This is a genomic window from Terrabacter sp. P2_E3 (assembly GCF_056403915.1).
In genome coordinates this window covers 101,040-119,790 of record NZ_JBFUEN010000004.1, presented here as the reverse complement: position 1 = coordinate 119,790, position 18,751 = coordinate 101,040, and the positions used below count along the sequence as shown (strand labels likewise).

20 protein-coding genes and 1 tRNA gene are annotated in these 18,751 nt (G+C 72.8%); 8 read left to right on the top strand and 13 right to left on the bottom strand.

All coding sequences use genetic code 11. From position 1 onward, the window contains the following. Positions 1 to 90 precede the first annotated feature (90 nt). Positions 91 to 480 carry a winged helix-turn-helix transcriptional regulator gene (locus tag AC1DW8_RS06650; RefSeq protein WP_056826742.1) on the top strand — a complete coding sequence of 130 codons (390 nt, stop codon included), beginning with the start codon at positions 91 to 93 and terminating at the stop codon, positions 478 to 480. Here the strand turns inward: AC1DW8_RS06650 and AC1DW8_RS06645 are convergent. Both AC1DW8_RS06645 and cobA read right to left on the bottom strand, forming a co-directional pair. Continuing rightward, positions 470 to 1,603 (bottom strand): uroporphyrinogen-III synthase, encoded by a 1,134-nt coding sequence (locus AC1DW8_RS06645; RefSeq protein ID WP_443081175.1) that lies wholly within the window; start codon positions 1,601 to 1,603, stop codon positions 470 to 472. The two genes, AC1DW8_RS06650 and AC1DW8_RS06645, sit on opposite strands and share 11 nt — an antisense overlap. Positions 1,604 to 1,680: 77 nt before the next feature. Continuing rightward, on the bottom strand, positions 1,681 to 2,709 hold the full coding sequence (gene cobA, locus AC1DW8_RS06640) for a uroporphyrinogen-III C-methyltransferase (RefSeq protein ID WP_478092740.1): 1,029 nt from the start codon (positions 2,707 to 2,709) through the stop codon (positions 1,681 to 1,683). A 208-nt stretch (positions 2,710 to 2,917) separates the two neighbouring features. Between cobA and AC1DW8_RS06635 the strand changes: the two genes are divergently transcribed. Then, positions 2,918 to 3,619 (top strand): sirohydrochlorin chelatase, encoded by a 702-nt coding sequence (locus AC1DW8_RS06635; RefSeq protein WP_478092738.1) that lies wholly within the window; start codon positions 2,918 to 2,920, stop codon positions 3,617 to 3,619. Here AC1DW8_RS06635 and AC1DW8_RS06630 read toward each other — a convergent pair. From AC1DW8_RS06630 to AC1DW8_RS06620, 3 genes are all read right to left on the bottom strand, one after another. Beyond that, positions 3,612 to 3,977 (bottom strand): fluoride efflux transporter FluC, encoded by a 366-nt coding sequence (locus AC1DW8_RS06630; RefSeq protein ID WP_056778062.1) that lies wholly within the window; start codon positions 3,975 to 3,977, stop codon positions 3,612 to 3,614. The genes AC1DW8_RS06635 and AC1DW8_RS06630 overlap by 8 nt on opposite strands. After that, the gene (locus AC1DW8_RS06625; protein WP_056778059.1) at positions 3,974 to 4,339 is read right to left on the bottom strand and encodes a fluoride efflux transporter FluC; all 366 of its coding nucleotides are present in this window, start codon (positions 4,337 to 4,339) and stop codon (positions 3,974 to 3,976) included. The genes AC1DW8_RS06630 and AC1DW8_RS06625 overlap by 4 nt, the downstream gene beginning before the upstream one ends. A 101-nt stretch (positions 4,340 to 4,440) precedes the next feature. After that, on the bottom strand, positions 4,441 to 5,067 hold the full coding sequence (locus AC1DW8_RS06620; protein ID WP_056826738.1) for a WXG100 family type VII secretion target: 627 nt from the start codon (positions 5,065 to 5,067) through the stop codon (positions 4,441 to 4,443). Between the two features lie 123 nt (positions 5,068 to 5,190). Between AC1DW8_RS06620 and AC1DW8_RS06615 the strand changes: the two genes are divergently transcribed. Both AC1DW8_RS06615 and AC1DW8_RS06610 read left to right on the top strand, forming a co-directional pair. Continuing rightward, on the top strand, positions 5,191 to 5,844 hold the full coding sequence (locus AC1DW8_RS06615; protein ID WP_478092736.1) for an IMPACT family protein: 654 nt from the start codon (positions 5,191 to 5,193) through the stop codon (positions 5,842 to 5,844). Positions 5,845 to 5,917: 73 nt separating this feature from the next. After that, positions 5,918 to 6,490 (top strand): HhH-GPD-type base excision DNA repair protein, encoded by a 573-nt coding sequence (locus tag AC1DW8_RS06610; protein WP_056778052.1) that lies wholly within the window; start codon positions 5,918 to 5,920, stop codon positions 6,488 to 6,490. A 103-nt stretch (positions 6,491 to 6,593) separates the two neighbouring features. Here AC1DW8_RS06610 and AC1DW8_RS06605 read toward each other — a convergent pair whose 3' ends face one another. Next, the gene (locus AC1DW8_RS06605) at positions 6,594 to 7,964 is read right to left on the bottom strand and encodes a cystathionine beta-synthase (protein ID WP_056778051.1); all 1,371 of its coding nucleotides are present in this window, start codon (positions 7,962 to 7,964) and stop codon (positions 6,594 to 6,596) included. 156 nt (positions 7,965 to 8,120) lie between these two features. Between AC1DW8_RS06605 and AC1DW8_RS06600 the strand changes: the two genes are divergently transcribed. Beyond that, positions 8,121 to 9,281, top strand: a complete 1,161-nt coding sequence (locus tag AC1DW8_RS06600) for an SGNH/GDSL hydrolase family protein (protein ID WP_478092731.1) — start codon at positions 8,121 to 8,123, stop codon at positions 9,279 to 9,281. Positions 9,282 to 9,342: 61 nt separating this feature from the next. Here the strand turns inward: AC1DW8_RS06600 and AC1DW8_RS06595 are convergent, their stop codons facing one another. Further along, on the bottom strand, positions 9,343 to 10,104 hold the full coding sequence (locus AC1DW8_RS06595) for a hypothetical protein (protein WP_056778045.1): 762 nt from the start codon (positions 10,102 to 10,104) through the stop codon (positions 9,343 to 9,345). 322 nt (positions 10,105 to 10,426) lie between these two features. Here AC1DW8_RS06595 and AC1DW8_RS06590 point away from each other — a divergent pair, with 322 nt between their 5' ends. Continuing rightward, the gene (locus AC1DW8_RS06590) at positions 10,427 to 11,668 is read left to right on the top strand and encodes an acetyl-CoA C-acetyltransferase (protein WP_478092729.1); all 1,242 of its coding nucleotides are present in this window, start codon (positions 10,427 to 10,429) and stop codon (positions 11,666 to 11,668) included. Here the strand turns inward: AC1DW8_RS06590 and AC1DW8_RS06585 are convergent. After that, positions 11,665 to 11,964 carry a hypothetical protein gene (locus tag AC1DW8_RS06585; protein ID WP_056778040.1) on the bottom strand — a complete coding sequence of 100 codons (300 nt, stop codon included), beginning with the start codon at positions 11,962 to 11,964 and terminating at the stop codon, positions 11,665 to 11,667. The genes AC1DW8_RS06590 and AC1DW8_RS06585 overlap by 4 nt on opposite strands. 22 nt (positions 11,965 to 11,986) lie before the next feature. Further along, on the bottom strand, positions 11,987 to 12,868 hold the full coding sequence (locus tag AC1DW8_RS06580; protein ID WP_056778039.1) for a Bax inhibitor-1/YccA family protein: 882 nt from the start codon (positions 12,866 to 12,868) through the stop codon (positions 11,987 to 11,989). Positions 12,869 to 13,053: 185 nt separating this feature from the next. Here AC1DW8_RS06580 and AC1DW8_RS06575 point away from each other — a divergent pair. Next, positions 13,054 to 13,128 (top strand) — tRNA-Leu (locus tag AC1DW8_RS06575). Between the two features lie 191 nt (positions 13,129 to 13,319). Beyond that, the gene (gene mptB, locus AC1DW8_RS06570) at positions 13,320 to 14,903 is read left to right on the top strand and encodes a polyprenol phosphomannose-dependent alpha 1,6 mannosyltransferase MptB (RefSeq protein WP_478092727.1); all 1,584 of its coding nucleotides are present in this window, start codon (positions 13,320 to 13,322) and stop codon (positions 14,901 to 14,903) included. Positions 14,904 to 14,922: 19 nt separating this feature from the next. Here mptB and AC1DW8_RS06565 read toward each other — a convergent pair whose 3' ends face one another. Genes AC1DW8_RS06565 through eno form a run of 4 tightly spaced genes read right to left on the bottom strand, consistent with a single transcriptional unit; the run spans position 14,923 to position 18,579 of the window. Continuing rightward, positions 14,923 to 15,897, bottom strand: a complete 975-nt coding sequence (locus AC1DW8_RS06565) for a Ppx/GppA phosphatase family protein (protein WP_478092725.1) — start codon at positions 15,895 to 15,897, stop codon at positions 14,923 to 14,925. Continuing rightward, complete coding sequence (locus tag AC1DW8_RS06560) at positions 15,890 to 16,465, bottom strand: DUF501 domain-containing protein (RefSeq protein ID WP_478092724.1); 576 nt, start codon at positions 16,463 to 16,465, stop codon at positions 15,890 to 15,892. The genes AC1DW8_RS06565 and AC1DW8_RS06560 overlap by 8 nt, the downstream gene beginning before the upstream one ends. Before the next feature lie 58 nt (positions 16,466 to 16,523). Continuing rightward, positions 16,524 to 17,273 carry an FtsB family cell division protein gene (locus tag AC1DW8_RS06555; RefSeq protein ID WP_478092722.1) on the bottom strand — a complete coding sequence of 250 codons (750 nt, stop codon included), beginning with the start codon at positions 17,271 to 17,273 and terminating at the stop codon, positions 16,524 to 16,526. 4 nt (positions 17,274 to 17,277) lie between these two features. After that, positions 17,278 to 18,579 (bottom strand): phosphopyruvate hydratase, encoded by a 1,302-nt coding sequence (gene eno / locus AC1DW8_RS06550; protein WP_020144939.1) that lies wholly within the window; start codon positions 18,577 to 18,579, stop codon positions 17,278 to 17,280. Positions 18,580 to 18,751 lie beyond the last annotated feature (172 nt).

Below are 18,751 nucleotides of genomic sequence, written 5' to 3'. Positions count from 1 at the left end.
CCTTTCGGGTGGGGCTGACACCCTCAAGAACGACCGCTACGACAGCATGCTTCCCAGAAGTTAGTACCCACTTTGAAGTAAGGTACTGACATGACGGTTAGTCCCACCCTGCGTCGGCACTTCCCCGACGGCGTCTTCGCCTCCGACTGCCCCAGCCGCGTGGTGCTGGACCACGTGACGAGCAAGTGGGGCACGCTCGTCATCCTCGCCCTCGCCGAGGGCGATCCGCTGCGGTGGAGCGAGCTGCGCCGTCGCGCCGAAGGCGTCAGCGAGAAGATGCTCGCCCAGACCCTGCGCATGCTCGAGGCCGACGGGCTCGTCCACCGGGACGCCCGGCCGGTCGTCCCGCCGCACGTCGAGTACACCCTCACCGCCCGTGGCGGCGAGCTCGCCGAGCGGATGGTGCCGCTCATGGACTGGATCGCCGACCACGCGCCCGCGATCGTCGGCGACGCCGAGGCGGCCGCCGCTACACGTTGAGCCGGTAGCCCCGTCGCACCACGGTCTGCACGAGGTGACGGTCGGGCAGCGCCGACCGGAGCCGGCTCACGGCCATGTCGAGCGCGTGCTCGTTCTCGGCCTCGGGCAGCTCGTCGAGGAGCCGCTCGCGGCTCAGCACCGCGCCCGGCTCGGACATCAGGGCGGCGAGCATCGCCCGCGGCCCGCGGGCCAGGGTCACCGTCTCGCCGCCGAAGGTCACGACCCGCCCGTGCACGACGAGCGGACCCAGCGCGGTCTGGACCTCGGCGACACCGTTGAGCGTCAGGTGCTCGACGACGGTGCGGATGAGCGCGCCCATCCGGAAGCGGTCGGGCACGATCGGTGTGACCCCGAGGTCGAGCAGCGGCGCCGCCGTCACCGGTCCCACCGCAGCGGCCGTGACGCCGCACCGCAGGGCATCGACGAGCACGCCGTCCATGCCGAGCTGCGCTGCGGCAGAGACGAGTCCGTCGACGGCCGGCGCCGACGTGAAGGTGACGACGTCGACCTCACGGGCCGCAACGGCCGCGACGAGACGTCCCAGCCGGCTCTCGTCGGTCGGCCGCACCCAGCGGTAGGGCGCCACGGTCAGCACCGTCGCCCCGGCCGACCGCAGCCGTTCGAGCTGCTCGACGTCCTCGTGGCCGTGCAGCTGCACGGCGACCCGCCTCCCGACGACGCCGCCCTCGAGGGCGAGCCCGACGGTCGACGCGGTCCGCTCGTCGTCGGCGATGCCGTCGTCGTCGTGACCGGCCGCCCGCACGGCGCCCCGCGCCTTGGGTCCGCGGACGATGATGCGGGCGTGGTCGAGGGTTCGCGCCAGGTCCTCACCGAGACCGGCCGCATCGGCCGCCTCGATCCAGCGCCGGAAGCCGTAGGCCGTCGTGACGATGACGACGTCGGGGCGGCAGTCGATGACGGCGCGCGTGTCACCGATGAGGATCTCGTCCTCCTCGACAGGGGCGATGCGCACGGCCGGCGCGTGCAGCACCTCGGCGCCGCGGCGCACGAAGGCGTCGATGAGGTCTCCCGACCGCCGGTCGGACGTCACGGCGATCCGGAAGCCGTCGAGCACCGGACCGGTGGGGTCCACGCGCACGGCGTCGGGATCGGGTCCCGTCAGCTGGGCCGACCACGCCGTGGGCGGGTGGCTGCCCCGCGCTACCCCGGCTGCTCGCGTGGACGAGACGCTCGGCTCGCTCACGCGACGACGTCCATCGCGAGGCCGTCGGCGCCCCGGGCCCCCACGCGACGCGCCCAGACCTCGGTCTGGCGCACGACCTCGCCGACGACGATGACCGACGGCGACGACGCCCGGGCCCGGGCGACGAGGTCGGGCAGCGTGGCGAGGGTCCCGACGATGCTGCGCTGGTCGGGGGTGAAGCCGCGCTCGACGACGGCAGCCGGGGTGTCTGCGGCGAGTCCGGCCCGGGCCAGGGCCGTCGTCAGCGGGACGAGGTTGTGCATCCCCATGAGGAAGACGACGGTTCCCCCGAGTCCCGCGAGCGCGCGCGCCTGCTCGGGCTCGAGCGGCACGTGGCCCGACACGACGGTGAAGGCGTGGCTGACACCGCGGTGGGTCACCGGTATGCCGGCACTCCCCGGCACGCCGACGGCCGACGAGACCCCGGGCACGACCGTCACGGGCAGCCCCGCCTCGACGGCCGCCGCGACCTCCTCGCCGCCCCGGCCGAAGACGTAGGGGTCGCCACCCTTGAGCCGCACGACCGTGAGGCCGGCGAGGGCCCGCGCGACCATGATCCGCTCGATCTCGTCCTGGGGCACCGCGTGGTGTCCCGGCCGCTTGCCCACGTCGACGACCTCCGCCCCCGGGGCGAGGCGGGCGATGTCACCGACCTCGGCGAGCCGGTCGGTGAGCACGACGTCGGCCTCCGCGAGGGCGCGGATCCCGGCGAGCGTCAGCAGCTCGAGACCCCCGGGACCCGCCCCCACGAGGACGACCCGGCCCCGGGGCGCGTCCGGGACCGGCTCGGTCACGACGGGGCACCGTCCCGCGAGCGCGTCACGGACCGAGGCCCACCCGGCTCCGGGCCCGACGAGCACCGCGAGCCGCGCACGTGTGCACACCTCGTGCGTCACGTCCCCCGGCGAGGCGGCGACCGTGACCACGGCACCTGCCCGCTCGTGACGACGCACGACGGGGGCGGTGAGGCCCGGAGGCCCCACGACGAGCACGGGTAGTCCCGTCAGGTCGGTCTCGATCAGCACGGCGTCCTCCCGTCACAGCTCGTGGTCCACGTCGGCTCCCACGGTAGGAAGTGCGTGTTTCGTCTGCGTTTCCGTCCCGCGATGCCCCGGTAACGGCGGACTCACCCGGGCGTACGCGTCCCGTGCGGTCGCCCGACCGGGTCCCGACGCGCGTCCCACGACACCCACGCTCCGACCCGACCTGAGGCCGACCTGACAGAATGAGCCCATGACCAGCCCCGTGCCCGCACCGGCGCCCGTGCTCGTGGCGGTGGCGCACGGCACGTCGTCCGCCGCCGGCCGGTCGGCCATCGGCAGCCTCGTCGCGGCGGTCGCCGCGCGACGCCCGGACCTCACCGTCCGTGCGGCGTTCGTCGACGTGCAGCCCCCGGACCCTGCCGCCGTGCTGTCGTCCATGCACGACGACGCGCCCGCCCGTCTGGTGCCACTGCTCCTGTCGGCCGGCTACCACGTCTACGTCGACCTCGCCGAGGCCGCCGAGCGAGTGCCCGGCACCACGGTCGCACCGGCCCTCGGCCCCGACGACCGCCTTGCCGACCTGCTGCGCGACCGGCTCGTGGCGGCCGGGCTGCGGGACGACGACGCCGTCGTGCTCGGTGCGGCCGGGTCGTCGCAGGCCTCGGCGGTCGCCGACTGCGAGCGCGTCGCCGCCGCGCTCGGCCGGCGCCTGGGGCGAACCGTCGTAGCCGGCTACCTGTCGGCCGCCGAGCCCAAGCTCGCCGACGTCGTTGCAGCGCAACGCGTTCCGGGGCGTCGCGTGATCGTCGCCACCTACCTTCTCGCACCCGGGTTCTTCGCCGACCTCGCCGGCCGGTCCGGCGCGGACGTCGTCACCCCGCCGCTCCTGCTGCCCCACGAACCCGCGCCCGAGGCGCTCGTCGACGTCGTCGTCGAGCGCTACCTCAGCTGACGAGGGCCCAGGCGCCCCAGGCCGCGAACAGCCCGAGTGCAACGTTGACGGCGATGTTGCCGACGGCGTCACGGCGACGGTTCTCGAGCCACAGCTCCACCGTGTCGGCCGCGAGCGTCGACAGGGTCGACAGGCCGCCGCAGAAGCCACCGATGAGGACGAGCGACCACGTCGGCCCCAGCTCGACCCGGTCGGCCACGACGGCTCCACCGACCACCGACGCCACGACGTTGGCGGCTAGCACGCCGAAGGGCAGCGGACGCTTCGTCAGCGTCCGCACGAGCCACGTGCGCAGGAGGGCGCCGATCGAGCCGGCTCCCACGGCAAGCGCCCAGCCCCACCACGCGACCGCGCTCACGCGGTCTCCCTGTCACCCTCGGTGAGCAGACCACCCAGCCACATGCCCAGCGCCGCCGCGGCCACCCCGAGGACGATGCTCGTCAGCAGGCCGAGCGCGACGGCATACCCGGGGGTGCCGTCGACGAAGGCGATGCTGAGCGCCGAGAAGGACGTCAGCGAGCCGAGGCCGCCCGAGGCGAGCATCGAGCGCAGTCGGGGCCGCACGGGAAGCCGGACGAGCACGCCGAGCAGGAAGGCACCGACGACGTTGATGACGCTGATCCGCGGGTCCCAGCCGGCCGCGCCGCTGCCGCCCATCGTCAGGAGCAGCCGAAGCAGCGTGCCCACGGCGCCGCCGAGGGCCACTGCGAACGGGTGCATGGCGCCAGTCTCTCAGCCCGGGCACGGCTGTCCGCGCGAGGCCACGGTCCGGGCGAGCCGCGACCCGACCGTGCTGAGCCGTCCCGACGGCTCGGGCGTCCTCAGCGGATCGGCAGGCCGAGACCGTGCGCTGCCGCCGCTGCCACGTCGGCAGGAAGGACCGGGCCGTACGTCGCGTCGACCGGCCCCGACCCGGCACCGACGGACGGGCTGCCGAACCAGTGACCCCAGCCCATCCCGTGCAGCGGCTGCGGAACGCCCGGCGTGACGAGCGGTCGACCGCCGTCCGGGCCCCACCCGACGAAGACCTGCGACCACGCGGCGGCGGACGCGGCGTGCAGCATGGGTCGACCCCCGTGACCACGCCCGTGACCTTCCCCGTGGCCACCTGTGTGACCGCCCGCGGGCGCCACAGCACCACCTCCACCGCCGACGCCGTGGTGCGACCCTCCGGCGACGGAGCTGCCGCTCGAGCGGTGCTGGAGGTCGGCGTTGTCGTGCAGGCGTCGCGACAGCCGGTCGAACTCCGTGCTGATGCGCGTGAGGTCGTGCTCGACCCGCCGCCACCGCTCGACGAGGTGTTGCAGGTCCGGCCCCTGCCAGGCCCGCTGCATCGTCGACACGGCTCGCTGCCCACGCGCGCGGACGACGTCGACCTCACGGCCGAACGACGCCATCCGGCCCGCCGAGTCGCGCAGCGCGTCGACGTCAGCACCCTTCGAGAACACAGATCTCCCCTTCACCCCTGCACACCGGGCCCATCCTCACCTGCCGGCGCGGCCCCGTGCAATGGGGAGCCCTCCCCGGTTCGACGGCATACTCGGAGCGTCCCGCCCACCGCCCGAGAAGGTATGCCGCTGAGACCGCCACGTCGCTACCTCACCCTCGCGTCCCCGGCCTCCGCCGAGCTCGAGGTGAAGCGGTCGCGCTTCGTCTGCGACGTCGCGCCGGTGCCGTCCGAGGAGGACGCCCGGGCGTTCGTCGAGTCGGTGCGGTCGGCCACGCGGGACGCGCGTCACCACTGCACGGCGTTCGTCCTGGGGCCCGACGGTGGCACGCAGCGCAGCAACGACGACGGCGAGCCGTCGGGCACGGCCGGCGCGCCGATGCTCGACGTGCTGCGCGGACAGGGCCTGACCGACGTCGTCGCCGTCGTGACCCGGTGGTTCGGTGGCACCCTGCTCGGCACGGGGGGTCTGATCCGCGCGTACGGGGACGCCGTGTCCGCCGCCGTCGACACTGCGACGGTGGTGGCGTACGCGCGGCGCGAGGGGCTCGTCGTCACGGTGGGCAGCGCCGACGGGCCCCGCGTCGAGAACGCCTTGCGCGGCCACCCGGGCTGCGCCGTCACCTCGACGACGTGGGGCGCAACCGGGCTCGTCCTCGACGTCGCGGTCGAGCCCGGCACGGGGGACTCCGTGCGCGGGCTCGTCGGCGCGCTCACCGCAGGCGCGGGAGAGGTCACCGGCGGACCCGGGTCGTGGGTCCGGGTCCCGACCCGGTAGCCCTCCCCTCCCGGCCGCCCCCGGTCCCCGCCGGTCCCGCCGTCAGGCGACGGACGCGTGAGAGCATGCCTGCATGGCCTTCCACATCGCCAACGAACCCGCCGCGGACCAGGTCCTCGACGAGCACCCCTTCGCCGTCGTCGTCGGGATGATGCTCGACCAGCAGTACGGCATGGAGCACGCGTTCCGCGGCGGCTACAAGGTGCTGAGCCGCTTCGGCACCCTCGACCCGGCCGCGATCGCCGCCGCTGACCCCGAGGAGTTCAAGGCCATGGCCAGCACTCCCCCGGCGATCCACCGCTTCCCCGGCTCGATGGCGGCCCGGCTGCAGGAGCTCGCCGCCCTCGTCGAGGACCGCTACGACGGCGACGTGACCAGGCTCTGGACCGAGGCGACGACGGGCAAGGAGCTGTTCAAGCGGGTCCAGGAGCTGCCGGGCTTCGGCAAGCAGAAGGCACAGATCTTCGTGGCGCTGCTCGCCAAGCAGCTCGGGGTCCGGCCGGAGGGCTGGGAGGCCGTCGCCGGTGACTACGCGCTCGACGGCTACCGCTCGGTGGCCGACGTCGTCGACGGCGACTCCCTTCTCAAGGTGCGGGAGTTCAAGCAGGCCAAGAAGGCCGAGGCGAAGGCCAAGCAGGACGCCTGAGCCACACCACGCTCCGTACGTATGCCGCTGGGCTCGCTTCTCGTGGAAGCGAGCCCAGCGGCATACTGCGTCTCAGGCGAGAGCTGACCGGGAGCTGACGGGGTCAGTCGGCGAGGAAGCCGAGCAGGTCGGCCCGGGTCAGCACACCGATCGGCTTGCCGTCCTCGACGACGAGTATCGCGTCGGACTCCTCGAGCTCCTTGCGGGCCGCCGAGACGGGTGAGCCGGCGCCGACGAGGGGCAGGCCCTTCTCCATGTGCTTCTCTACGGAGTCGGCGAGGTGCGCCTGACCGGTGAAGAGCGCTGCGAGCAGGGCCCGCTCGCTGACCGAGCCCGCGACCTCGCCGGACATGACGGGCGGCTCGGCCTTGACGACCGGCATCTGCGAGACGCCGTACTCGCGCAGGATCTGCACGGCGTCGCGGATCGTCTCGTTGGGGTGCGTGTGCACGAGGGCCGGCATGTCACCGGACTTGCCGTGGAGCACGGACCCGACCGTCGCCTCGGTGTGGTCGTTGAGGAAGCCGTAGGAGTGCATCCACTCGTCGTTGAAGATCTTGCTCATGTAGCCGCGGCCCGAGTCGGGCAGCAGCACGACCATGACGGCGTCCTCGGGCAGGTCCTTCGCGGCACGCAGCGCGGCCACGACGGCCATGCCGCACGAGCCACCGACGAGCAGGCCCTCCTCGCGGGCGAGTCGACGGGTCATCTCGAAGGAGTCGGCGTCGCTGACGGCGATGACGTCGTCGACGACGGACGGGTCGTAGGCGCCCGGCCAGAAGTCCTCACCGACTCCCTCGACGAGGTAGGGGCGGCCCGTGCCGCCGGAGTAGACGGAGCCCTCCGGGTCGGCCGCGATGATGCGCACGGCGCCGTCGCTGACCTCCTTGAGGTACTTGCCGGTGCCGCTGATCGTGCCGCCCGTGCCCGCGCCCGCGACGAAGTGCGTGATGCGCCCGTCGGTGTCGCGCCAGATCTCGGGTCCGGTCGTCAGGTAGTGGCTGTTCGGACCCTCGGGGTTGTAGTACTGGTTCGGCTTCCACGCGCCGTCGATCTCGCGGACGAGGCGGTCGGAGACGGAGTAGTAGGAGTCGGGGTGCTCGGGCTCGACGGCCGTCGGGCAGACGACGACCTCGGCGCCGTAGGCCTTGAGCACGTCGCGCTTGTCCTGGCTCACCTTGTCGGGGCAGACGAACACGCAGTGGTAGCCGCGGCGCTGCGCCACGAGGGCCAGACCGACACCGGTGTTGCCGCTCGTCGGCTCGACGATGGTGCCGCCGGGCTTCAGCAGGCCGTCCCGCTCGGCGGCCTCGACCATGCGCAGGGCGATGCGGTCCTTCACCGAGCCGCCGGGGTTGAAGTACTCGACCTTCGCCAGCACCGTGCACCTCACCCCCGCGTCCGCGACGACGGAACCGAGCTTGACCAGGGGCGTGTTGCCGACGAGGTCGGCGACGTTCTCTGCGTACTTCACGCGTCCATCCTAGGAGGGCCGTCCCACGGTCCGAGACACGCGGGTGCCCGCCACCGCGCCGGCAGGACGTGCGAAGCGGCACGGAGCGTCCGGCCCGGGCGTTACCGTGGTGGACCCGGTCGAGCATCTCGACACGGCAGAGGAAGGGGGTCCGGCATGGGGCGTGCACGACGCGCGCGCAAGATCGCCCAGGCGGCCGCCTACGGCGGTGGGATGGGGGTCGCCGGTCTCGGCGCGCTCGGAGCCCTCGGCTACGGCATCCTGCGCGGCGAGGCGATGATGGCCCGGAGGATCGTGGGCCAGCACTTCGAGGGCGCACCGTCCGACAGCGGCACCTACGGGGCCGGCTCGGGGACGGCGGTGCGGTTCCTCGTGCTCGGCGACTCGACCGGGGTCGGGATGGGCGCCGAACACCCCCACCAGACGGTCGGGGCGACGATCGCGAGCGGCATCGCCGCCTTCAGCGGCCGCCCTGTCGAGCTGACCAACGTCGCCGTCATCGGCGCCGAGTCGACCGGCCTCGACGAGCAGCTCGAGCGCGGCCTCGCGGCCGTCCCCCAGCCCGACGTCGCCGTCATCATGGTCGGCGCCAACGACGTGACCCACCGCATCGACCGTTCGATCGCCGTGCGCCACCTCGAGATGGCCGTGTGCGGCCTACGGGAGGCCGGGGCCGAGGTCGTCGTCGGCACGTGCCCCGACCTCGGCGCCATCCAGCCCGTGCCCCAGCCGCTGCGCCTGCTCGCCCGCCGCTGGTCGCGTGACCTCGCAGCGGCCCAGACCGTCGCCGTCGTCGAGGCCGGCGGACGCGCCGTGTCGATCGGCGACCTGCTCAGCGAGGCGTTCTCGGCCGAGCCCCATGTCATGTTCAGCAAGGACCGCTTCCACCCGAGCCCGGCCGGCTACGCCCGCGTCGCCGCCGCCCTGCTCCCGACGGTGAGCGCGGCGCTCGACCTCTTCGGCGAGGGCAGTGCCCCCACCGAGCCCAACCTGCGGCGCGGCGAGAGCGTCGGGCCCCTGGCGGTGGCCGCGACCAAGGCGGTGACCCAGCCGGGCACCGAGGTGGCTCCGGCCGAGGTGGGCGGCCAGGCGCGCGGAGCCCACGGACGCTGGGCCGTGCTGCTGCACCGCATCCGCCCCACCGTGCCCGGCGACCCGACAGCGCCGGATGCTGGGACGTCCGGGACGGCACACGCCCTCGGTGACCTGGACCCGGCCCCGTCGGACGTCACCGACCGGACGGACTCGGCCGACCACCCCGCCGGCACCGACGAGCGGCCGGCCGGCGGCCGCGCCGAGGACCCCGTCCTGCACTGACCGGGACATGCTGAAGGGGCCGCCCGCTGATACGGACGGCCCCTTCGCAGGGTGGACGAGGTCAGCTGATCTTCATGATCTGGCTGGCGTCGGGCGCCTTGATGCCGAGGTCGGCGTTCCACTGCGAGAAGTCGAGCTGACCGGGGCTGGCCTTGGAGCCGGTGAAGCGCACGACCTCGAACTTGTCCTTCGAGACGTAGAGCGCGCCCTCCGACTTGCCCTTCTTGTCGGTGAGGACCCAGCAGTCCACGCCGCCGACGTTCTCGCTCGCGACGTCGGTGGCCAGCTGCTGGGGCGTGACCGCGCCGAAGGCCTTCTGGAGGAAGGTGTTGAGGCTGAGGCTCTGGGTCATCGACCCGGCCGAGGACGGCGCCTTGATGAACTTGTCGCCGGCGTTCTGCACCGACGCCGGAGCGCCCTGCTTCTTCCAGAAGGTCGCGTCGCCCTGGATGTAGACGGCGTCGCCGACGGAGATGACGCGCGCCTTGCCGTCGCCCTCGAGCTCGATGGTGATGTCGGCGGTCTTGCCGTCGCTCGTGCCCTTGAAGTCGATCTTGATCGTCTTGCCGCTCTGGTCGACCTGGCCGACGAAGGCGCCCGACGTCGCTGCGAGCGCGTTCGTCTTGGCCTTGTCGAGGATCTCCGACGCCTCGGGGGCGTCGCTGGCGGCCGACGTGGACGAGCTCGCCGAGGCGGCGGGCGTCGACGCACTCGAGCTGGTGGAGCCGGTGGCGGGCGTCTCGGACTTCGAGCACGCGGCGGCGCCGAGGCTGATCGCGATCGCGCCGGACACGGCGACGACGCGGGTCGTGAAGGTCTTCATGGTGGGCGTGCCCCCTGATCGTCGGAGGGTCCGGCGTGAGCGTCCGGACCCGGCCGGCGCGTGGAGGCGCCGACAACTCATCCACCCTAGCGGTCGCCCTGGCGGACCTCGGAGTCGTACCCGCTCGGCGGGAGGCGTCCTCGGTGCGCCCTGTCGGGGCGCAGCGGACCGAGCGTTCGCGTGGGGTGGGCGAGACGCACGTCATGGCCGGTGGCCTGTCCAACCGGCGCGAGGACGTCCTACCATCGTGGGGACTGAGCAAGCGCTTAGTCGCCCGTCGCACCGCCGCGCGGGCCGTCGATGCTGCACCAGGAGATCCCCCGTGACCGAAGCCGTCATCGTCTCGACCGCCCGCTCGCCGTTCGGCCGGGCCTTCAAGGGCTCGCTCAAGGAGGTCCGTCCCGACGACCTCGCCGCGACCGTCATCCAGGCCGCGCTCGACAAGGTGCCCGCCCTCGACAAGCGCCTCGTCGAGGACCTCTACCTCGGCTGCGCCGAGCCCTCGGGCCGGCACGGCTCCAACATGGCCAAGGTCGTCGCCACGCTCCTCGACCTCGACGCCACCCCTGCCGCGACGATCAACCGCTTCTGCGCCTCCTCGGCCCAGACGACGCGGATGGCCTTCCACGCGATCAAGGCCGGCGAGGGCGACATCTTCGTCTCGGCCGGTGTCGAGTGCGTCTCGCAGTACACCGACTGGGCCGGCGCCGGTGGCGCCAAGGAGGACCAGCAGAACGGCCGCTTCGCCGACGCCCAGGCCCGCACCAAGCGCATTGCCGAGACCAACGAGACGTGGACCGACCCCCGCGAGGAGGGCCTGCTCCCCGACATCTACATCGCGATGGGCCAGACGGCCGAGAACGTCGCGACGGCCTACGGCATCTCGCGCGAGCGCCAGGACGAGTGGGGGGTCACGAGCCAGAACCGCGCCGAGGCCGCCATCGGGCGGGGCTTCTTCGACTGGGAGATCACGCCGGTCACGACGCCCGACGGCACCGTCGTGAGCAAGGACGACGGCCCCCGCGCCGGCGTCACCCTCGAGGCCGTCCAAGGTCTCAACCCCGTCTTCCGGCAGGAAGGCACGGTCACGGCCGGCAACTGCTGCCCCCTCAACGACGGCGCCGCGGCGCTCGTCATCATGAGCGACACCAAGGCCAAGGAGCTCGGCCTCGAGCCGCTCGCCCGCGTCGTCTCGACGGCCGCGACGGGCCTCTCCCCCGAGATCATGGGCCTCGGTCCGGTCGAGGCGACGAACCTCGCGCTCAAGCGGGCCGGACTGTCGATCGGCGACATCGACCTCTACGAGATCAACGAGGCCTTCGCCGCGCAGGTCATCGGGTCGGCCGACCAGATCGGCATGGACTACGACAAGCTCAACGTCAACGGCGGTGCCATCGCGATCGGCCACCCGTTCGGCGCCACCGGAGCCCGCATCACCGGCACGCTCATCAACGCGCTCCGCGAGCGTGACGGCCAGTTCGGCCTCGAGACGATGTGCGTCGGCGGCCCTCCCCGCSGGGWGGGTGCCCACTCGACGTTCGGGGCCGGGGAGGTCCTCGACTAGAGGGAACGGCGTATGCCGGCGAGCTCGTCCGCGACTTCGGCCGGGTCAGCGTCTGGCTCGGCCCGGAAGAGGTCGAGGACCATGACGGCCAGCTGCTCCATGACGACGGCCGGGCCGAGGTCGGGCACCGGCTGCGCATCGACGCCACGGGACCCGGCCACCCGGTCGGCGAGCCTCTGGACGAGGGCCCGGACGGACGGCATACGCGAAAGCGCGTGGTCGAGCGGCAGCTGGTGCCACCGCTCGACCACGCGCCGGAGCTCGTCGGACACCTCGTGCGGGGTCGGCGAACCCACGCTCTGAGGTGTCACGAGCGCGTCAGTCGCGCAGACGCGCGAAGAGGCGGACGAACTCGATGTAGAGCCAGACGATCGAGACGATGAGGCCGTGGGCGAGCAGCCACGAGTACTTCTTCGGGGCGCCCATCTGGACCGCACGGTCGATCGAGTCGAAGTCGATGGCCAGCGAGTACGACGCGAGGCCGACGCCGAGGATCGACAGGCCGATGCCGAGCATGCCGCTGCCGCCGAAGCCCCAGCCGTCGATGACGCCGGTCATGAGGAGCACGACCTGCAGCAGCGAGAAGAGGCCGTAGCCGACGATCGCGAAGAAGAACATCCGGCGCGTCTTGTCGTTGACCTTGACGAAGCCGGTCGCGTAGCCGACGTACATGGCCACGAAGACGCAGAGCGTGGCGAGGACGGCCATCTGCACGACGCCGTCGTAGTCCGGGATCGCCGCGATGTACTGGCTGAAGGCGCCGAGGAAGGCACCCTGCAGCACGGCGTAGACCATGAGCAGCGGCACCGAGACCGTCTTCATGAAGGCGATGACGAAGCCGAGGATCAGCGTGCCGAACATGCCGCCGAGCCAGAACGGCAGCGTCATGTCGGTGTTGGCCTCGGTCCAGAACCACGACACGAAGGCCACGGCGACCGTGACGACGAAGAGCGTGATGCTCTTGACGACGACGTCGTCGACCGTGACGCGACCGGTGTCGGCCGGGCCGGCCGGCGGCTGCGCGTACATCTCGTTGAGCTGCTGCGCCGTCATCGCGTCCTGGCCCGCGTAACCGGTCGTCGCAGCCTGGGTGCCCTGCTGCGCCTGCTGCGGGCTGCCCTGCGGCGAGCCGAAGCCGGCGTAGCGCTCCTTCTCGATCTGCTTGTTGAGCCGGTCGAAGACCGGGTTTCCACCTGCCATGTGAGTGCGCTCCTAAAAGCACTGGGTGCCACGACCCGCGACTGGGCGTGGCGACTGTCCCCAAGAGTAAGCGAACGCACCCCACCGGAAGGTTCCCGCGCGCGAGAAGTGCTCGCCCGACACGGGATCGTGACGCGCGCCGCGGTGACCCCGGCGACCCGGCACGACGGCATACTGGGGACCCCGCCCCCGTGGCCCAATCGGCAGAGGCAGGCGACTTAAAATCGCCACAGGTGAGGGTTCGAGTCCCTCCGGGGGTACGTCACGGGCGTCGACTGTCCGGCACGGTTCGGTAACGCCCGGCTCACGCCTTGGCGTGGCACGGCACGCACGCGCCCGCTCCGCCTAGACTGGCCGTCGAGACCGAGGTCCAGGGGCCCTTCCGATGCGCTCCTTCCCGACCTGTACCGCACCTCGAGTGCGAACCCCTCACCACACGAAGGAGCAGCGGGTGCTGGAGCATCGTGTCGCCGGCGCGACGACCGCTGCTCCGCCGCGCGCGGCCTGGGTCGTCGACCCGCGCGTCGTCGACTTCGGTGACCGCCTCTCCGCCGCGCTCCGGCGCACGTGGGCCGACCCGATGGTCCGGCGCGGCACGCTCGGCACGACCCTCGTGGCCGCCGGCTCCGTCAGCCCCGCCTTCCTGCCCGCCGACACCTTCGAGCTGCCGGCCTCGCCGCTCATCGAGCGCTTCGGCCTCGTGTGGCTCGGCTCGGGCGCCGGACGGGTCCTCACGACGATCCTGCTCGCCGTCGGCATGGCCCTGCTCGTCGACGCGTGGCTGCGGATGCGCCCCGTGCACGGCCGCAAGGCCCCGTCGATGGCCTGGCTCTTCTGGAGCCTGCCGATCATGCTCGCGCCGCCGCTCTTCAGCCGCGACGCCTACAGCTACGCCGCGCAGGGACAGATCGTCCTGCGCGGGATGGACCCGTATGCCGTGGGGCCGTTCTGGGTGCCCGGCCCCTTCGCCGACCAGGTCGACCCGATGTGGATCGACACGCCGGCGCCCTACGGTCCGCTCGCACTGCAGGTCCAGCACCTCGTCGTCAGCATCTTCCCGGAGAACGCCTACGTCTCGGCCCTGGCCATGCGCGTGCCGGCGCTCCTCGCGGTCGGGCTGCTCGCCTACGCCCTGCCGCGCCTCGCCGAGCGCTACGGCGTCAGTGGTCGGCACGCCCTCTGGCTCGGCGTGCTCAACCCGCTCGTCCTCATGCACTTCGTCGGCGGAGGCCACGGCGACGCCGTCATGGTCGCCCTCGTGACCTTCGCCCTGCTCCTCGCGAGCCGCGGCCAGTTCGTCGTCGCGGCCGTGACGATCGCCGCGGCCGCCGCCTACAAGCAGACGGCCGTCCTCGCGCTCATCGGCGTCGTCGGCATGGCCCTGCAGGCGCAGACCGATCTCGAGCCCGGAGCTCCTGCACGGCTGAAGGCGATGGTCCGGCACGGCCTCGTCTTCGGCGGCGTCACCGCGGCCGCCTTCACGGCGATCACCGCGGTCTCCGGTCTGGGCTGGGGCTGGATCCCCAACCTCTCCGTGCCCGTGTCGCTGCGCTCGATGCTCTCGCCGCCGACGTTCGTCGGCAGCGTCGTCGAGTGGCTGCTGAGGCTCGCCGGCATGCCCGAGAGCGTGACCTCGGCGCCCGTCCCCATCGCCCAGACGATCGGGCTGCTCCTGGGTCTGGCCGCCATCGCCTGGATCACCTGGCGCGTCGCACCGCGCAACCCGGTGCTCGCCACGGCCGGAGCCCTGCTCGTGCTCTGCGCCTCGGGTCCGGTCATCCACCCGTGGTACCTCCTCTGGGGAGGGCTGCTCCTCGCCGCCGTGCGCCTCTCGGCGAAGCACGTGCGCGCTGTCGTCTTCGTGACACTCTTCTTCGTCACCTACGGCGTCGTCGACGCGACGGTCTCCAACGGCACGTGGGCGCTCGGCGTCTCGGCCGCGCTCTGGATGGCGGCCCGCCTGCGCGCCAACCGCCGTCGCGTGCACGAGCAGGCCGACGAGCCCTTCCTCGCTGCCGCGCTCCCCCGCCGCTGACCCGCCGGTCAGGCGTCGGTCAGCTGCGCCGGGCCGCGCTGAGGGCGATGCCGTCGAGGATGTCGTGCTCGGACGTGACGACCTCGGTGACGCCTGCACGGTCGACGACCCGCTCGACGATGCGGCGCCACACGAGCGCACCGGCGCCGATGACGTCGACGCGTCCCGGGTGCATGTAGGGCAGCTCGGCGCGCCGCGCGCGCGGCATCGCCAGCAGGTCGTCGCAGGCGGCGACCATGTCGGCCGGGGTGGAGCGGGCCAGGTGGATGCGCTCGGGGTCGTATGCCGGCAGGCGCAGCAGGTGCGCCGTGATCGTCGTGACGCTGCCGGCCAGACCGACGAGCGTCGCGACGCCCTCGAGCGGGACGACGGACTCCGCGACGTCCAGTGCGGCGTCGATGTCCCGGGTGGCAGCGGCGACCTCGTCGTGGGTGGCGGGGTCGGTCACGAGGTGTCGCTCGGTCATCCGGACACAGCCGATGTCGACCGAGCGTGCGGCCTCGACGTGGTCGGTGCCGCGGACGAGCTCGGTCGAGCCGCCGCCGAGGTCGACGACGAGGTAAGGCCCGGAGACACCTTGGGCCGCCAGGCCACCCGTGGCACCGGCGAACGACAGTGCGGCCTCCTCGTCACCGGAGACGACCTCAGGCGAGACCTCGGAGCCGTAGTGCTCGACGAAGGCCGCGCGCACACCTTCGATGAAGTCCGAGGCGTTGCGCGCGTCGCGGGACGCCGAGGTGGCGACGAAGCGCACGTGCACGGCGCCCAGCTCACGGCACGAGGCGGCATACTCCCGCGTGACGGCGAGCGTGCGCTCCATCGACTCGGGGGCGATGACACCGGTGCGGTCCACACCGTGGCCGAGGCGGACGATCTCCATCCGGCGCAGCACGTCGGCGAGCGCCCCTGTCAGCGGGTCGACGTCGGCGACCAGCAGACGGATCGAGTTGGTGCCGCAGTCGATCGCGCCGACGCGGACGAGCCCGTCACTCACCCGGGGCTCCCTCGACGCCGGCGTCCTCGGCCGCGTGCAGGGCTGCGCACGACGTCGGCAGCCACCAGTCGTCGAGCATCGCGAGGGCCTCGTCGCCGAGCGGGTTGACGCCCGGACCGGCCGCCAGGGAGTGTCCGACGAGGACATGGAGGCACTTGACGCGGGTGGGCATGCCACCGGCCGAGATGCCGTCGATCTCGGGCACGTCTCCGAGCTCGGCCCGCTGCGCGAGGTAGTGCTCATGCGCCCTCGCGTAGGCGGCGGCGAGCTCCTCGTCGTGGGCGAGCCGCTCGGTCATCTCCTTCATGACCCCGGCCGTCTCGAGGGTGCTCACCGCGCCGGTGAGGCGCGGGCACGTCGCGTAGTACGTCGTCGGGAAGGGAGTGCCGTCGGGCAGGCGGGGTTCGGTGCGCAGGACGTCGGGCTCCCCGCACGGGCAGCGGTGGGCCACCTCGGCCACACCGCGCGGGCGGCGACCGAGCTGGCGCTCGACGGCGTCGAGGTCGGCGACCTCGACGTGGTGGGCGCCGGCGGCGGCCGGTGCGGACGGACGGGAGGGGTCGCTCACGCGGGACTCACTTCTCGGGCTCTCAGGGGCGCCGGGGTTGCCGTGGGTGACGACGAGGTCACTTGGGGCGGTTGACCCCGGCGGTGGGTCGGTCGGCGATCTGGATGGACTGCCACACCTTGCCGTACCACGGCGATGCGGCGTTGGCCATGGGCGCGGCGACGACGGGGCGCTCCGCAGCGGGAGCGCTCGCCTCGTTGGTCGACGGGTCGATGACGGTGTAGGCGCGGTCGCCGACCCGCACGAACTTGAGGCGCTCGCGGGCCTGGACCTCGATGTAGGCGGGGTCCTTCCACAGCGCGGCCTCGCGCTCCAGCTGGGCCACGGTGTCACGCTGGGCGGCGACCTTGTCCTGCATGGCCGCGGCGTCGCCCCGCTGCTGGACGAGCGAGCGGAGGGTGGGCACGATGGTCACGGCGAGCATGACGAGGATGCCGAGCAGGATGGCACCGCGCACCCAGGCCGTCGAGGCCGACGGCGGGGCCGTCTGCGGGGTGCGGGGGCGGGCCGCCAGGGCCGGACGCTCCTTGCCGGCTCCGGGACGGCTCGCGCGCGCGGCCCCGGGACGGGACTGGCCCGGCCGGGTGGCGGACGAGCGGCTCGCGCCCGCACGGCTGGTCGACCGGGCCGAGGACGGGCGACCGGTGGACGTCGAGCCCGACGTCCCGGCACCGGCCCCCGGCTTCGACGTGGCCTTCGGACCGGGCTTCGCACCGGGGGCCTGCCGGGGGGAGGCCGGTCGCGCGCCACCGCCCGAGCGGCCCGTCGACGACGGGCGGCCCGGGCGGGACGGCGTGCGGTCGGCCACGAGCTCAGCCCTCGGCGCCGAAGCGGCTCGCGTCGAATCGCGGGAAGGCGCCCGTGCCGGCGTAGACGGCGGCGTCGTCGAGCTCCTCCTCGATGCGCAGCAGCTGGTTGTACTTCGCGACGCGCTCGGAGCGGGCCGGGGCACCGGTCTTGATCTGGCCGCAGTTGGTGGCGACGGCGAGGTCGGCGATCGTGACGTCCTCGGTCTCGCCGGAACGGTGGCTCATCATGCAGCGGTAGCCGTTGCTCTGCGCGAGCGTCACGGCGTCGAGCGTCTCGGTGAGCGTGCCGATCTGGTTGACCTTGACGAGCAGCGCGTTGGCGGTGCCGGTCGAGATACCTCGACCGAGTCGCTCGGGGTTGGTGACGAAGAGGTCGTCGCCGACGATCTGCACCTTGGAGCCGAGCAGGTCGGTCATGGACTTCCAGCCGTCCCAGTCCTCCTCGTTGAGGGGGTCCTCGATGGAGACGAGCGGGTAGGCCTCGACGAGCTCGGCGTAGTAGGCGATCATCTCGTCGGCCGACTTGCTCGCGCCCTCGAAGGCGTAGGAGCCGTCCTCGAAGAACTCGGACGCCGCGACGTCGAGCGCGAGGGCGATGTCACGGCCCGGCTCGTAGCCGGCGGCCTTGATCGCCTCGAGGATGAGGTCGAGGGCGGCACGGTTGGACTCGAGGTTCGGGGCGAAGCCGCCCTCGTCGCCGAGGCCGGTCGCGAGACCGCGCTCGTGCAGGACCTTCTTGAGCGCGTGGTAGACCTCGGCGCCCCAGCGCACGGCCTCGCGGAAGGTGGGCGCGCCGACGGGCGCGATCATGAACTCCTGGATGTCGACGTTGGAGTCGGCGTGCGACCCACCGTTGAGGATGTTCATCATCGGGACCGGGAGCACGTGGGCGTTCGGGCCACCGACGTAGCGGAAGAGCGGCAGGCCGGCCGACTCGGCGGCGGCGTGCGCGACGGCGAGCGAGACGCCGAGGATCGCGTTGGCGCCGAGGTTCTCCTTGTTGGCGGAGCCGTCGAGCGCCATCATCTCAGCGTCGATGAGGCGCTGCTCGCTCGCGTCGAAGCCGACGAGGCGCGGGTTGATCTCCTCGATGACCGCGTCGACGGCCTGCTCGACGCCCTTGCCGAGGTAGCGGCCCTTGTCGCCGTCACGCCGCTCGGACGCCTCGAAGGCCCCGGTCGAGGCGCCCGACGGGACGGCCGCGCGAGCGAACGTGCCGTCGTCGAGACGGATCTCGACCTCGACGGTGGGGTTGCCGCGCGAGTCCAGGATCTCGCGGGCGCCAATCTCCTCAATGCTGGCCACTTGGCTCTCCTGTGCTGGTGCTGCTCATGGGTGCTCATGGAGTGCTCGGCGCGGACGAGTCGCAGCGCTGCGAACCCCCCGCGCACCGAGCACAGGTGCTGGGGACGAGCCTAGCCCGTGGGGTCTCCGGGCCGGTGGAGCGACCCGGCATACGGGCAGGTGGAAGGGCACG

What these genes read in the sequence shown, in the direction of transcription:
- AC1DW8_RS06580 (WP_056778039.1), bottom strand. Translation starts at nt 12,868, where the DNA reads ATGGCAGGTGGAAACCCGGTCTTCGACCGGCTCAACAAGCAGATCGAG.
- AC1DW8_RS06615 (WP_478092736.1), top strand. Translation starts at nt 5,191, where the DNA reads ATGCCGCTGAGACCGCCACGTCGCTACCTCACCCTCGCGTCCCCGGCC.
- AC1DW8_RS06650 (WP_056826742.1), top strand. Translation starts at nt 91, where the DNA reads ATGACGGTTAGTCCCACCCTGCGTCGGCACTTCCCCGACGGCGTCTTC.
- AC1DW8_RS06595 (WP_056778045.1), bottom strand. Translation starts at nt 10,104, where the DNA reads ATGAAGACCTTCACGACCCGCGTCGTCGCCGTGTCCGGCGCGATCGCG.
- AC1DW8_RS06625 (WP_056778059.1), bottom strand. Translation starts at nt 4,339, where the DNA reads ATGCACCCGTTCGCAGTGGCCCTCGGCGGCGCCGTGGGCACGCTGCTT.
- AC1DW8_RS06600 (WP_478092731.1), top strand. Translation starts at nt 8,121, where the DNA reads ATGGGGCGTGCACGACGCGCGCGCAAGATCGCCCAGGCGGCCGCCTAC.
- AC1DW8_RS06610 (WP_056778052.1), top strand. Translation starts at nt 5,918, where the DNA reads ATGGCCTTCCACATCGCCAACGAACCCGCCGCGGACCAGGTCCTCGAC.
- AC1DW8_RS06635 (WP_478092738.1), top strand. Translation starts at nt 2,918, where the DNA reads ATGACCAGCCCCGTGCCCGCACCGGCGCCCGTGCTCGTGGCGGTGGCG.